The 14,012-nt window shown below is 50.3% G+C and carries 10 protein-coding genes; 3 read left to right on the top strand and 7 right to left on the bottom strand.

Annotated features, from left to right (window positions below):
* Positions 1-4: 4 nt before the first annotated feature.
* Genes A9753_RS06350 through A9753_RS06320 form a run of 7 tightly spaced genes read right to left on the bottom strand, consistent with a single transcriptional unit; the run spans position 5 to position 8,127 of the window.
* Complete coding sequence (locus A9753_RS06350) at positions 5-940, bottom strand: glycosyltransferase family 2 protein (protein WP_067781984.1); 936 nt, start codon at positions 938-940, stop codon at positions 5-7.
* Positions 940-1,980 (bottom strand): glycosyltransferase family 4 protein, encoded by a 1,041-nt coding sequence (locus tag A9753_RS06345; protein WP_067781982.1) that lies wholly within the window; start codon positions 1,978-1,980, stop codon positions 940-942. The genes A9753_RS06350 and A9753_RS06345 overlap by 1 nt, the downstream gene beginning before the upstream one ends.
* Positions 1,977-3,080: a glycosyltransferase family 4 protein gene (locus A9753_RS06340; RefSeq protein ID WP_083090367.1), complete on the bottom strand. Its 1,104-nt coding sequence runs from the start codon at positions 3,078-3,080 to the stop codon at positions 1,977-1,979. The genes A9753_RS06345 and A9753_RS06340 overlap by 4 nt, the downstream gene beginning before the upstream one ends.
* Positions 3,077-5,335, bottom strand: coding sequence for an N-acetylneuraminate synthase family protein (locus A9753_RS06335; RefSeq protein ID WP_067781976.1), 2,259 nt, complete (start codon positions 5,333-5,335; stop codon positions 3,077-3,079). The genes A9753_RS06340 and A9753_RS06335 overlap by 4 nt, the downstream gene beginning before the upstream one ends.
* Positions 5,332-6,036, bottom strand: coding sequence for an acylneuraminate cytidylyltransferase family protein (locus tag A9753_RS06330; RefSeq protein WP_067781971.1), 705 nt, complete (start codon positions 6,034-6,036; stop codon positions 5,332-5,334). The genes A9753_RS06335 and A9753_RS06330 overlap by 4 nt, the downstream gene beginning before the upstream one ends.
* Positions 6,037-6,073: 37 nt before the next feature.
* Complete coding sequence (locus A9753_RS06325; protein WP_067781968.1) at positions 6,074-7,135, bottom strand: hypothetical protein; 1,062 nt, start codon at positions 7,133-7,135, stop codon at positions 6,074-6,076.
* Positions 7,126-8,127: a CgeB family protein gene (locus A9753_RS06320; RefSeq protein WP_067781965.1), complete on the bottom strand. Its 1,002-nt coding sequence runs from the start codon at positions 8,125-8,127 to the stop codon at positions 7,126-7,128. Before A9753_RS06320 ends, A9753_RS06325 begins: the two co-directional genes overlap by 10 nt.
* A 193-nt stretch (positions 8,128-8,320) precedes the next feature.
* Between A9753_RS06320 and A9753_RS06315 the strand changes: the two genes are divergently transcribed.
* The 3 genes from A9753_RS06315 to A9753_RS06305 are packed head-to-tail and all read left to right on the top strand — an operon-like array spanning position 8,321 to position 14,003.
* Entirely contained in the window at positions 8,321-9,469 is a 1,149-nt protein-coding gene (locus A9753_RS06315; protein ID WP_067781960.1) for a glycosyltransferase, read from the top strand.
* Between the two features lie 4 nt (positions 9,470-9,473).
* On the top strand, positions 9,474-13,076 hold the full coding sequence (gene mfd, locus A9753_RS06310; protein WP_067781957.1) for a transcription-repair coupling factor: 3,603 nt from the start codon (positions 9,474-9,476) through the stop codon (positions 13,074-13,076).
* 3 nt (positions 13,077-13,079) lie between these two features.
* A complete protein-coding gene (locus A9753_RS06305) occupies positions 13,080-14,003 on the top strand; it encodes a glycosyltransferase family 2 protein (RefSeq protein WP_067781954.1) in 924 nt (307 codons plus the stop codon).
* Positions 14,004-14,012 lie beyond the last annotated feature (9 nt).

The following is a 14,012-nucleotide window of genomic DNA, read 5'->3' as shown; positions in this document are numbered from 1 at the left end:
CATCTTAGAAACGGGATTTTAATGGGGAAGAAGAATAATATCCTTTGACCGCGGCGCTTTCAATCAGAGAAGCGACCAGTTTTTTTCCGATCGCGGGATGCAGGAAAGGCAATATTTTATCGACGTACTCTGATGCTTTGAGGTAGTTTTCCTCCGTTTCGAGACTGCCTACTACGCGTAAGATTTTTCCCCAAGTATCATGTGGAAACTCAGGAGGATCGAGAACGCTGGGATGTTCTGAGGCAAAGGTGTTTTTAGCGGCGGCGGAGTGAAACGCACGGATCGTACGTGATGAAACCGATATTGCCGCTCCATGGTGTATTGTTTCCAACTCAGGTGCAAGGATTACGGGAATATTATGTTTGTAAAGGCGATATCCGTAATCAACGTCTTCCCAGCCATAATGAGTATATGCAGGAGAATATTCCCCTACACGTTCCCATGTCTCTCGACGTATTGAGCAGTTTCCAGCCCATAGGTGCCAAGTCTGTTCTCCCATGAGATATGCCTGACGTCGAAAGTCTTTGTTGCGAGGATATCCATAGACTTGCGCATAGCGGTTCTGAGGGAGGATGTCATCATATAGGCCAATGACGCCGACTGTTTCAAATTGATGGCGCGCGATGTGGGCACTAACGTAGTTTGAACAGGGCTCCAGGTCGTCATCACAGCGGATGAGAACGTCTCCCCGTGCAGCATTGAATCCTGCATTGAGTGCCGATACCCGCCCGCGATTATCGGGAAATATTACGGCTCGAATGTTTAAACCCAAAGATTTATGGGTTTCGATTAACTTTTCAGATTTATCAAAAATGCCATCGAGAACGACAATGACTTCAAAATTATCAGTTGTTTGAGACAGTAAAGCCGGTAAGAGGGTCTGTAATTTTAATTCCCCTTTATATGAGGGAACAATTATTGATGCTGTTGGTGTACTCATCAGTTATTCTCCGGAGGGATGGTGTCTGTGAGAAAACAGTGGATACGTTGGCTTGCTGCCTCTGTGGAGAAGCATGTGCGCCAGCGTTCGTGGCTCGCATCAACAAGTGTTTGCTGATCTATAGGGTTGAGAGTGGATAATGCTGCGATTGTTCGGGCCAAGTCTTTTGGATCATTTTTCCTTGCGATGAAGGGATAGTCTGGTGGAAGAATCTCTGGAAATGCGCCAGAGTCTGTCACTACTAGTGGAATACAGGCAGACATCCCCTCAATCAAGGTAAGGCCAAACGGCTCGTCCCATGAGGAAGGAACAACCAGAAGGTCTATCTGAGAATAGAATTTTTCCTGATTTACCCAGCCTAGACGGGTGGTGAAAGATGAAATATGAGAGAGAGCTTTTTCAACCTCTGCAGTTTCGGATTCGCTAGAGAAGCGTGGCTCACCTGCGATGACAAACTCTATGTTAAAAGAACGAGTTTCATTGAGAATAACTAAAGCATTAGCGAGGTCGATGATTCCTTTGAGGGGAGATAAACGACCAATAAAACCAACTCGAATAACATTTTCGGATTTTTTTCGGTGAGAAACATTGATTGGATCGCACCAGTTCCATAGCAGTTGAGCGAATGGAAATTGATTTTTCATGAAAATTGATGGCACGACGAGAGCTAAGGAGCCGGCACCCGCTAATCGTCCGGCCATGATGTGCTTTTTCGAAGGTGCTTGATGAAGATGAACGATCCTCTTTGGATGTCCAATAGTGGCTAATCCAGGAGTATGCCCATGACACCACAGCACGCCGTCACGATGTTTTTTATCCCATTCACGAAGATTGCGCATGTACTCCATTTTGGAATGTGCGCGAATTCCTACGGTTGAAAAACCAAGATCTGAGGCTTCGCGCCCCACACCATCGTTACTTTGTGGAGCGACGACCGTGACATCATGCCCAAGTTCTCGACAAATCTTGGCGTATTGGAGAAGCATGACTTCACCGCCACCAATTTCAGCATTATTTGCTGCGAAGTAGAGATGGGTCATTGGTAACACTCCCGATAAACAGCAGCAATCTCAGTGCACATCATGCTCACACTTGGCCATTGAGTGGGCAGAGAAGGGCGTGATTGCGGATTTTCGCACTGGTTGACTATTGCTGCAGACACAGCAAGAACATTGCTTCCTTCAACAAGGCAATGTGAGGGAAGCATCTCGGAATTTCCTCCCACGGGAGTTGCTACGACGCCACAGGGAGAATTCATAGCATCGAGCAAACTGTATGAGCAGTTTTCCCACTGGGATAATTGGACAAGAACATCGTGAGAGTACAATGCGTCATGAGCATCGATGAAACCAGGGAAAGTTACAGACTCCGAAATCCCAAGAACCTTACACATGCGTTCGAGATCTCCGCGAAGTGGACCTTCTCCGGCCATCGTGAGAGTTGCTTCAGGATAGTCTCGATGGACAACACTGAAAGCCTTGAGGACATCTTCGAGGCCTTTTTCGTGGGACAGACGTGAAAGAGAGAGGATTTTCCACCCGTCTCGAGAGTCTGTAGAGAACGCTGAGAAACTTTCACCATTGTCAGAGGAATCAACACCATTGCGAATCACCGTAATGGGCTTCGTGACGTTCCATCGAGCTCGCATCGCTTGAGCGGTGGCATCGGAGACAGCAATCAAAGCATCGAAAACACGTGAGCGAAAATGGTGAGCGGTTTCCATTACTTGAGCAGACATGCCTGAAGAGTGATACACCGCAGCGGTTCCAGCAATTCCGTGTTCAGTACTGACAAGTTTGGTATCCCAACGTGTAACTAATGCCAGCGCTGCAACAATATCTGCGTATGCCAGATGGGTATGAATAATAGCGGGACGGAGAGTAGTCACCGCATGACGGAGAGCTTGGATAGACGAAAGAAGACCAGCGTCGGGACCGAATTCATCCACAATAACAGGAATACCCTCATCCGAAAGGGCTCGAGAAAGTGGCCCATCCGGGCATAGCACCATGAGACGAGTACGTGGAATTCCCTGGCGTGCGACGTCGAGAACATGACGCCCCACCCCAGCTAATTCACCTACGGGCACGCACCATAATGCGATCGGTGCGTGGCCAGAAATACCGTGAAAACTACTCACAGGTATTCCTCGAGGCGATCGAGAGCCAGCCAGAACCCTTCACCATTGTTGGTGTGACCCATCCAAATTTCGGGAATGAATGAAACTCCAGGTGCAAGGCGATCCAACTGCTCGGCAAGCTCAGCGAAGTCCACATCGCCTTCACCGATCTGGACCCCTTCACCGTCAACGCCCTTACCATCTACCACGTGGAGGTGAGCGGACAAGGGTGCCAGAATCTCTGTGTATTCACATAGTGGGCGATGCTCGTGATTCGCAGAGAGCATTGAGTGGGAGATGTCGTAGGTAATCTGAAGTCCAGAACGCTCTGCGAAATCAGCCAGTGCTTCAGGGCTCATAAAGAGGTTGTGGTACTGCTGGCCGCCGAGCAACCACGGGTAAGGAGGAAGCGTCTGCGGCGCGAGGCGAACACCCGAATGATCGATGTGCTTCAAGCCCTCGATAATCCGGTCGTACATGCCTGGGATTTCATCCTTGCTTACTGGACCATTCTTTGTGAAGCCACCAAGAGTTGCAATGAAGACAGGATCTTCTTCTTGAGTGAAGTACGGGCGCAGTGACTTGGTGATATCGATAGTGCGCTGGAGTTCCTTGATTGAGCGTTCCCAGATTTCATCGTTCTGAGAAGCCATGTCGAGGATAAAGTCACCGCTGAAGAGATCGGGAAGGTGACAGGTGTAGCCCATGGGCAGAGGGGAATCTGTGTAACGAGCAAAGACTTCGTCCACGTCCATGTCTAGGTCCTTGTAGGAGTAATGGAACTCTAGGAAGTCTGGGTGAGCACCAATATCTAAGATGCCCTGGAAGTCGTGGTAGCGAACGGGCACACCCCAGGGGCGGCGGAAAGAGTAGTTACGGGGGAGTGCAGGGTTGTCGCTAATATCGCCGTCATAGAAGAAGTCTCCTGCGGCAATATTGCGGCTTGATATGCGCCCAATAAGTTGGGGGAGGAGGTTAGGCTGGAGGCCACGTCCGGGGCTTTTGACGGTTACGTCATCTTCACAAATGCGTTGGCCGGCAGTTATATCTTTTGTAGCCACGAGGCTCTTGGCAAGATTGGCGCGGTTCATAAATTCACCGGGGTGAACAATGCGAGGCTCTGCGGTGCCCAGGGACGCTTCGACTTCACGAATTTGGCGGACCATGGTGGCGAACTCATCGGGGAGAAGAGAGACCTTGTGGTCGTTACCTTCGAGGTTGCGGTCGATGGTGAAGTGCTTTTCAACAATGGATGCACCAAGTGCTACAGCTGCGAGCGGCACGTGGTAGCCGCGCTCATGGCCGGAGTATCCTACGGGGCAATCTCCAAGTTCAGCCAGGCGCTTCATGTACCGCAGGTTCAAATCCTTAAACGGTGCGGGATAGGTGGACTGAACCTGGAGAAGCGCGTAGGGAGCACCAAACTTGCGGATGAGTGCTACAGATTCGTTGATTTCTTCTTCGGTGCTCATACCGGTGGACACAACCATCGGTAGGCCTTCTTTTGCTGCTGCCCGAAGGAGACCATGGTTGGTAAGGTCTGCCGAAGCAATCTTGAGACCATCAATGCCGTATTCAAGGAGGACATTGAGGCTCGGAATATCCCACGGAGTACACATGACATCGATTCCGCGATTACGGCAGTGATCGAAGACTTGAATCATTTTCTCAGCGGGCAGAGAGAACCGGGTCAGTAGGTCGAGGGTGTACTGAGCACCTAAGTCTTCACCAGAAGTGAGTTTGCCTGATGCTCCACGGTAGAGAGCATCCATGTCACGGAGCTGGAACTTTACACAGTCAGCACCCGCGTCAACAGCAAGATCAACGAGTTGGAGGGCAAGATCGATATCGCCCTGATGGTTGTTGCCGATTTCAGCGATGGTGAAAACGGGCTGCTCTTTGCCCACGCGGTGTTGACCGATGGTAAAGGAATCATTTCCTGGGGACGCAATAGCAACGACGCGTCCACGTTCGTCGAGAACTGGGACGAGAGTCACACCATCGCGGAATTTCCAATCCAGTTCGTCAACCATGGTGCCTTCAGAGACGGACTTGGGAGAAGGATTAGCAACGGTTTGTGCTTGGACGGAGAGATCAGAATTGCCTGCGGTGAGCCAACGGCGTACGTCGCCGTCAGTTAATGAGCCGGTAAGAGTACCGTGTTCATCAACAAGGAAGATTGTGCGTGATTTATTGGCATTGATTTTTGCTAATGCAGTGAGGAGGGGATCCTCAGAAAAAGCGATATAGGGGGTGATGGAGCGCTCGATGCTCATGAGAGCCCTTCCTGCATTGTCATTTCTTGAAGTGTTTTACCAGCGAGTTGGAGATCGAGTGGACTATCAATATCAACGCCCTCGACCTCATCCATGATGAATAAGCCAATTTTTCCGCCGATACGGTTATGGTTCTCAATGTAAACCCATGGCCGAGTGATATACAGCGAGCCAGTTTCTCGGTAGCGGAATTGGTCAGGAGTCAGTTCTTGACGACGCGGTCGATTGTTAACATCGAAATCTGCTGTGGGGCCGTGGCCGTCACGTGCTGTCCACCATAAGAATGGTGTCTGGGGGACGACGCCGACAAGACAGTCCATCCCGGTCTCTTCTATTTGTGTGATCGCTCGGTCTACTGTTCCGGGACGACGCACTGGAGACGTTGCTTGAAGAAGCATAACGGCGTCGGGATGGTAGCCATCTGCAGCGAGGGTGTCGATGACGTGCTCAATCACCGGTTCAGTCGCGGTGGTGTCCTGAGCTAGTTCGTCGGGGCGGATAAGGACTTCAGCGCCTGCGTGACGGGCCACCCCAGCGATTTCAGCGTCTTCGGTTGATACCACGACGCGAATATCGTGAGTTGCTGCTAAAGCCTGTTCAATCGTCCACACAACGAGAGGCTTGCCACCAACATCTCTGAGGTTTTTCCTAGGGATACCTTTGGATCCTCCACGAACAGGGATAACACATAAGGTTTTCATGAAGGGATCTTTCTTTCGGTCAAGCGCTAGGCAATGTTTAATTTAAAGAATTGCACAAGAATGCGATACGGGCAGCTGGGGACTGGGTCGGTAATGATGGGGGAGCAGTAGGGGACTCGCCCCACTGAGCCATGTTATACCGCGAATGGAACGAGTGGACCCACGAAGGTGCCCCTGGGGCGTAGACCCACGAAGGAATCCCTCGGCATGCCATTTCTACAACACCAGTTGAAAAGACTGACACCACCGGGTGGCCAGATTCAGTAAGCGGCCTACTGGAATAATCGATACTGATTCCCTGACGTTGCCATACTGCGTGAATGGCTCGTGACACCTTGTCTTTTTCAGAGGGGTGTGGGCGGTATATAGCCTGATTCATTGAGCAGAATGAATAACTTGTTCGTGTCATGTAATAACGGCCAAGTTCAGTGCCGTGTAACTGTCCAAGAAACATCGGTTGAACTGATTCATCGATGGTGACTACCGGTGTTTGTGCGGCTTGCCAGAGTAATTCACTACTGACTGTTTGCGTGGTGACATCTGTTCGTCCTGAGAGCCAGAATTCGGCGTCGTTATCAGAAAAAACAAATGCATGTGCACCGCGGGGGAGGGGAGCCATAAAAGGGGTGAGAAGGCCGTGTTGAACTACGCAGAAACGGAGGTCTCGGTGAATGGCGAATCGGTAGGCGAGTGTTCCCAGGGGGAGGTAATGACCCGAAGCGAGAATGGTGGAGATGCTTTGGGGGAGCGCAGACAGATGAGCAGGAGTGAGTGTTTCCTCTTCCCATTGACCTGACAGGAAGGGGGTAACGCTACGCGGGCACATCACTACACATGAGTCCATATGATTGGCGGGAGCAATGAGGGCTGCTTGTTGTGACGAAGTGGGAGCATCAATGACAACTAAAGTCTTTGGGGCATTTCCCTTAGTAAGAAGAACGTTGTCGTCTATCTGAGGGGAACGAGGACGCAGGGAGCCGGTTACAGCGTGCTTGAGATTTCGCACACGGTGTTGATCGTGCTCCCACTTTTTCCACGCCTGAATGTCCCTGGGAAATAGGAGGCCGTGGTCTGGGGCGTATTGAGGTGTTAATCCCACAATGACTCCAAAACGGGAATGCGATGGTCAAAGGTATGTTCAGCCAGGGTACGTTTTTGCCCAGCTTCTCGAATTGAATTCGCCCAGGCGGGTTCTTTTTTCAAGCGCTGCGCTAATTCCACTAGTTCTTCCGGGCTATGGAACACGAGTACTTCAGTACCGGGATCGTACAGATCGGAGACATCGTCACGGTCGATCAACTGCACTCCACCAACACCGGGAATCTCGTAAGTACGCATCGTGAAACCATCTTGGTTCTCATGGACGTTGAGGCTCGCCAGAGCACCGGCCTGGATCCCATAAGCACGATCTCGAGGAATGTCACGGAATGCTGGAATTGAGGGGCGAGGGGAGAACCATGTTCGTGCGAGGTCAAAGGGATGGTGAGACCACTCTCGACCGTAAGCTGCTACGTTGACACCTGAACGATGTAAAGTTTCCAGGAGTGGTGCGCGTTGGCCATAGCGAGCACCAATGAAAACGACATTTTGTGAGGGGGTGGAGGTGAAAGGAAGAGTTGCATCGTAAGCGTCTAAGACATGGACAGTTCGAGCCCCGCGTTTTGTGAACTCTGCAGTGTCATGTTGCGAGTACGAGGCAACAGGGCCATGAGACATGAGTTCTTCATAACTCATCGTCATTCGGGCAACCTCGTCATACACCAGGGTAATCGGGCGAGCGCCCACGTCGTTGACGGCCTCCCAGAACGAATCACGAAGGAGATCGCCGCGAATGACAAGTACTAATTCGGGTTTCACATCACGGACGTGTTGGGCGACCTTTGCTGAGACTTCACGTGCTTGTTTTTCACGGGTGTCCTGGCCGAACTTTTGGGGAAGCTCAATCGTCAGTTTGTGGTGGAACTTGTCGCTAAGAGTCGCAAGAGTGTCGTAGCAGACCGTTCGAGCGTTATAGCCACGACGTGTGAACGCTGATTCGTAGGCTTTCCAATAACCGTGAAAACCTGGGGAGAGAATCAGCAATTTTTTCATACGCAAAATATTTCTGTTTCTAGTCGAAAAGTAGAGTTCTTGTGCTGGTAAGGCGGCGTCGAAAGACTCATTGAATCTGTAGTATAATATATATCTGGACTACTATTTTGGGTGGATGTCGTTTCTGAAAAGCGTGATTCTTCTCAAGTTAGTGGTTCGTACGTGCCGTAATGGAATGAAGTTGGGCGCTTGTATGGCTAATGAAGAAGTTGAATGCGATTTATTGGTAGTCGATCTTGCTGGTGCAGGATTTGATGGGGAATCATATTTTATCCCCAAGAAATCTGCGGCGGGGTTGTTGAAACTTTTTTCTGAAGTTAATTACAAGGTCTGTGTCATTTTTAAGGATTGTTCTTTTTCTGTCGGCCCCGGACTTGTAAAATTTTCTCCTGGCGAGGCTCCTTTTGGGATTATTGTCGTCGATGATATTCCAACTGCAATTCAGTCTATAAAATATAAAGTTTTTTCAGGGCTTTTGTCTCCGACTGTGCGTTTTATTTGGGATGCGGTCGATTATTCTCGCTCGATTCCCCTTCTAGAAAACAATATGCGTAATAGAATGCTTTTCTCGGGGCTTATGAACGTCGATTTTGTCACTAGAATTCGTATCCTTGTGGGTGCGGTTCGTGAAGAGTTGTTTATCAGGAAGATCGTTCGAAGATCCGCTGGGATTGAGTGTAATGGTTTTCCTGCAGCAAACAGTTATTCTTCGATAGCGAAGAAAAATATAATGTATCTTGATTCAAGGGTTGATCCATCTCAAACTTGTGGAGGCCCATCCTTTCGAGAACGCGAGAGTTCTGCCATCCGTGTTGCTTTTTCTGGTCGTTTGATCGCCCAGAAAGGGTTCGATGTTGCTTTGCAGGCTTTCATTGACGCAAGAAATCTCGGATTCAATGGCATATTTGAAATATTTGGTGATGGCGAGTTAAGGGAACTTATCCCGAAAGATGATCCCAATATCATTTGGCATCGAGAAATTCCCTTTAATCCTGATTGGATAGATGCTGTTTCTTCACGTATTGATGTGATGTTGATTCCCCATACGCAAGGTGACCCCTCGGGAACTTATATGGAGTCTTTTATTTGCGGTGTGCCGATTATTTCATTCGATAATGACTCGGCGCGTAATATAATTAAGGCAAGTGGCGGGGGGTGGGTGATTTCGATGGGTAATTTAGGTGATATCGTCTCGTTGCTACTAAGACTCGCTTCTAATCCTGAAGAAATTGTTGAAAAAGCACGTCTTGCATATCTGTTTGGTCAGAAGCATTCGTTTACGAATGAATATAAAAAACGGGCTGAGTTCGTGTCGTCTATTATTGAGTCAGTAATGGTTTGAATCCGTGCGTTTAATTGGTCTCCTTTCCCCTCTGGCTGCAGATGCAGTCACGTCGCAACTCATTGACGACGCCGCGTCCACTGTTCGTGATGACCGTTCCGTTATTGTCGGCCCGGGTGCACGGCCTGCTCTTGTTGCGGCGTTGCATCTGGGGAATGAGGCTTTACGTAATCCAGGACGTTCTGTTTCGACGAAGAAAACTCCGCTCCTTGTTGTGACTGCAACGGGGAAAGAAGCAGATGATTTCGCCACGGCGCTTCGTTGTTATCTCCCAGACGCTGACGTTGATGTTTTTCCTGCGTGGGAAACCTTGCCTCATGAGCGCTTATCTCCCAGGGCAGACACTGTTGCTCAACGTTTGTCGGTTCTTCGTCGTCTGGCACACCCCGAGGATGCAGAAGATGGTGATTCGACTCGAGGGCCTATTGGTGTCCTAGTTGTTCCCATCCGCGCGTTGCTTGCACCGATTATTCAGGGCCTTGGCGACATTGATGTATGCACGATTGCTGAGGGCCAGGAAATCAGCCTTGATGACTTGGTCGATTTCTTATCTTGTAGCGCATATACCCGCGTCGACATGGTTGAAAAACGCGGTGAGTTTGCAGTGCGTGGCGGGATTGTGGACGTCTTTCCCCCAACACTTCCTCGCCCTGTCCGTATTGATTTTTTTGGTGACGAGATTGATGACGTGTCCTGGTTTGCCGTGGCCGACCAGCGATCAATCGAAGCAGTGGGCCACAGCCTGACGCTGACCGCCTGCCGAGAAATGCTCTTGACCGATGATGTACGCAAGCGCGCTCAGGCGCTGATCTCGACGATTCCTTCTGCTCAGGATCTCCTTGAGAAAATCAGCGAGGGGATTGCTGTTGAGGGCATGGAATCACTGGCGCCGGTGCTGGTGGATGGCATGGAACCGCTCCTCAATCACATTGGTGAACGACTCGTCGTTGTTGCAGAGCCTGAGAAAGTTCGCAAACGTGCCGACGATCTTGTGGCAACTACCGAAGAGTTCCTTGCTGCTGCATGGACGAACGCAGCCTCAGGTGGTCATGTTCCTGTCGATCTTTCAGGTGCGGCGTTTGCTTCGTTAGCCCAGACACGTGCTAGAGCGCTTGCTGACGGAAATGGCTGGTGGTCTCTCGCGTCCTTTGGTCTCTCTGATGCTGATATTTCCCTTCCTCTTCGCGAGCCGCAGGGATATCGAGGAGCACTCGATCGTGCCGTGGCCGATATTCGTGCTTTGATGAAGACCGGCTGGAAAGTTGTGGTCGCAACGGATGGCCCTGGTCCAGGCCGTCGCCTGGCTCAACTGTTCACCGATGGGGATGTGCCTAGCACCATCGTCGCGAATGTCGACGACCTCAGCGACATTGATGATGGTGTGGTTGCCATTACCACTGCTTCTGCGGGACATGGATTTGTTCTCGATGACCAGCAAATCGCACTCATCGCGGAATCCGACCTCACTGGCCGTGCATCATCAACACCAGCACAACGCTCTAGTGTCCCCACCCGACGCTCCAAACGCAGTGTGGACCCACTGTCACTGCGTCCGGGAGACATCGTGGTTCATACCCAACATGGTGTGGGACGGTTCGTTGAATTGACGAAACGGACACTAGGCAGTTCGAAAAACGCCTCCACGCGCGAATACCTGGTGATTGAGTACGCGCCCTCACGTCGTGGACAGCCAGGAGACCGACTTCTCGTCCCCACTGATGCCCTTGATCAGGTGACGAAATATATTGGTGGTGATTCGCCGTCGTTAAACAAAATGGGCGGTGCTGACTGGCAAAAGACGAAGTCCAAGGCACGTAAAGCAGTACGAGAGATTGCTGCAGAATTGGTTCGCCTTTATGCTGCACGCTCAGCTACTCAAGGTTTTGCTTTTAGCCCGGATACACCATGGCAACGCGAACTTGAAGAGGCTTTCCCCTATCAGGAGACTCGCGATCAATTAGTGACCATTGACGAGGTCAAAGCAGATATGTCGAAGCCTCAGCCGATGGACCGTCTGATTTGTGGCGATGTGGGCTACGGGAAAACGGAGATTGCTGTTCGCGCTGCCTTTAAGGCTATTCAAGACGGTAAACAAGTTGCTGTTCTTGTGCCTACGACTCTTCTCGTGAGCCAGCACGCAGAGACATTCTCGGAGCGTTACGCGGGCTTCCCTGTACGTGTGGCCCAGTTGTCGCGCTTCCAAAATGCTCAGGAGAGCCAGGAAGTCTTAGAAGGACTGGCTGATGGCAGCATCGATGTGGTGATTGGTACGCACCGACTCATCACTGGCAACGTGGTATTTAAAGATCTCGGACTGGTCATCATCGATGAGGAACAGCGTTTCGGTGTGGAACACAAAGAAACGCTCAAGGCACTACGGACGGATGTGGATGTGCTGAGCATGTCCGCCACCCCGATTCCTCGTACTCTTGAAATGGCAGTGACGGGGCTGCGAGATATGTCGATTTTGGCGACGCCGCCCGAGGACCGACATCCGATTCTCACCTATGTGGGTGCATACGAAACACCTCAGGTGCAGGCCGCGATTCGACGGGAACTTCTCCGCGACGGTCAAGTTTTCTACGTGCATAACCGAGTTGAGGATATTGACTCAATTGCTGCTCATTTATCTGACATGATCCCCGAAGCCCGAGTAGCTGTTGCCCATGGACAAATGGGCGAGCATCGACTTGAGCAGATTATCGACGCCTTCTGGCATAAAGAAATCGATGTGCTTGTCTGTACAACTATTGTCGAAACGGGACTCGACGTGTCCAATGCGAATACGTTGATTGTGGATCGTGCAGATCGTATGGGGTTATCCCAACTGCATCAGTTACGCGGGCGAGTCGGCCGTGGCCGAGAACGTGCCTACGCCTACTTCCTTTACCCAGGAGATAAGCCGCTTACTGAAACTGCCTTGGAACGTCTTCGGACAATTGCGAGTAATACGGACCTCGGTGCGGGGATGCAAGTGGCAATGAAGGACCTGGAAATTCGCGGCGCCGGTAACCTTCTTGGCGGAGAACAATCGGGGCATATCGCCGGAGTGGGCTTTGACCTCTACGTCCGCATGGTCTCTGATGCTGTGAATGCTTTCCGTAAGGGTTTGGGCCATGACGTGGAAGAAACTGAAGATGATGACCTGACAGTCGAACTTCCGATTGATGCCCATGTGCCTGAGGATTACATTCCTCATGAACGCCTTCGCCTTGAGGCTTACTCAAAGTTCGCGGCATGCCGGAGTGATGAACAGGTCGCAGATGTTGTAGCTGAACTCGAAGATCGTTACGGGTCGCTGCCTGAACCTACTGTTCGTCTCGCTGATATGGCGCGACTGCGTGCCAAAGCCCGATATTTGGGACTTCGAGAAATTGTTGCCCAAGGTAAGAGCGTGCGTATCGCCCCAATTGAAATGCCTGAGAGTAAGCGTCTTCGCCTCATGCGATTATATCCTGGTACTACTTTGAAAATACCAACGAGAACGATAGTCCTTCCACTTCCTGGGGTGCGGAAAATTGGTCAAAAAAAAGTTGGAGCCGTCGAGTTTTTGGAATTTATTAGTACTGTTATTGAGGAATTCGGTAATTCTTCTTTAAAAGGATGAAAAATGGATCTTTCAGTTGTGATTTGTGTTCGTAACGGGCGTTCTGTTATTGGAAAACAACTAGATGCATTGGCTGTCCAGAAAACCAGCATTGATTGGGAAGTAGTCGTTGCCGATAATGGTTCTACGGACAGCACTCGAGAATACTGCGAACAACGTTCGAAAAGTTTTCCAGTCCCTCTTCGTGTGGTTGATGCAGGTAAACAGCCATCGATCCCTATCGCTCGCAATGTTGGGGCTCAACATGCTGCTGGTTCTGTTATTGCCTACTGTGATTCTGATGACGAAGTTGTCGCTGGTTGGGTTCAGGCTGCTTGGAACTCCATTAACAAGGGATTTGACATTGTTGCTGGTCAGTGTATCGAGAGATCCGATAGTCTCTTCGCCCATGGAAAGGTACTCAATCCTGGGTGTTTGATCGGCCAGGAAACTGGGAATCTCGCGGTAATGGCGGGAAATTTTGCGGTGAAGAAAAAGATATTTATCGAAGTTGGCGGCTTCGACGAAGGTCTTCCACCCTATGGCTGTGAGGAATTTGATTTCTCTATTCGGTTGAAAAATTTGGGGGCGGAATTTGGTGCTGCGCCAGATATGGTGATTTTATTTCAGCCAACTCATAACAAAAAAAAATTGATTAAAAAGATTTACCGCTCCGCTATGGCGGAGCATGTTTTGTGGCATCGACACCCGGAACGTTTTTCTGATGAGTTGCGGCCGCATTATCTAATGAAGCGTTTTATTAGATGGCCTGTCGATTCAGCGTGTTTAGTTTATCAAAAGAGGTCTCGGGCGCTGAACCCAATACTTCGATCTTTAGTCAACCTGTGTGGGCATATGGATGCAGAGGTTCGTTGGGTCCGGTTGGGCAAATTGAAGCCAGGAAAGTATTTGCAGGACAAGCGCGATAATGTTGACAGTCTGCAATAGATGTCACGC

This window comes from Actinomyces vulturis, from assembly GCF_001687305.1.
GTDB lineage: Bacteria > Actinomycetota > Actinomycetes > Actinomycetales > Actinomycetaceae > Actinomyces > Actinomyces vulturis.
Note: the sequence above shows the minus strand (reverse complement) of the source record. Positions and strands in the feature narration are given on the sequence as shown.

Coding starts and splice junctions, on each gene's coding strand:
- A9753_RS06350 (WP_067781984.1), bottom strand. CDS start 940: ATGAGTACACCAACAGCATCAATAATTGTTCCCTCATATAAAGGGGAA.
- A9753_RS06345 (WP_067781982.1), bottom strand. CDS start 1,980: ATGACCCATCTCTACTTCGCAGCAAATAATGCTGAAATTGGTGGCGGT.
- A9753_RS06335 (WP_067781976.1), bottom strand. CDS start 5,335: ATGAGCATCGAGCGCTCCATCACCCCCTATATCGCTTTTTCTGAGGAT.
- A9753_RS06330 (WP_067781971.1), bottom strand. CDS start 6,036: ATGAAAACCTTATGTGTTATCCCTGTTCGTGGAGGATCCAAAGGTATC.
- A9753_RS06320 (WP_067781965.1), bottom strand. CDS start 8,127: ATGAAAAAATTGCTGATTCTCTCCCCAGGTTTTCACGGTTATTGGAAA.
- A9753_RS06315 (WP_067781960.1), top strand. CDS start 8,321: ATGGCTAATGAAGAAGTTGAATGCGATTTATTGGTAGTCGATCTTGCT.
- A9753_RS06305 (WP_067781954.1), top strand. CDS start 13,080: ATGGATCTTTCAGTTGTGATTTGTGTTCGTAACGGGCGTTCTGTTATT.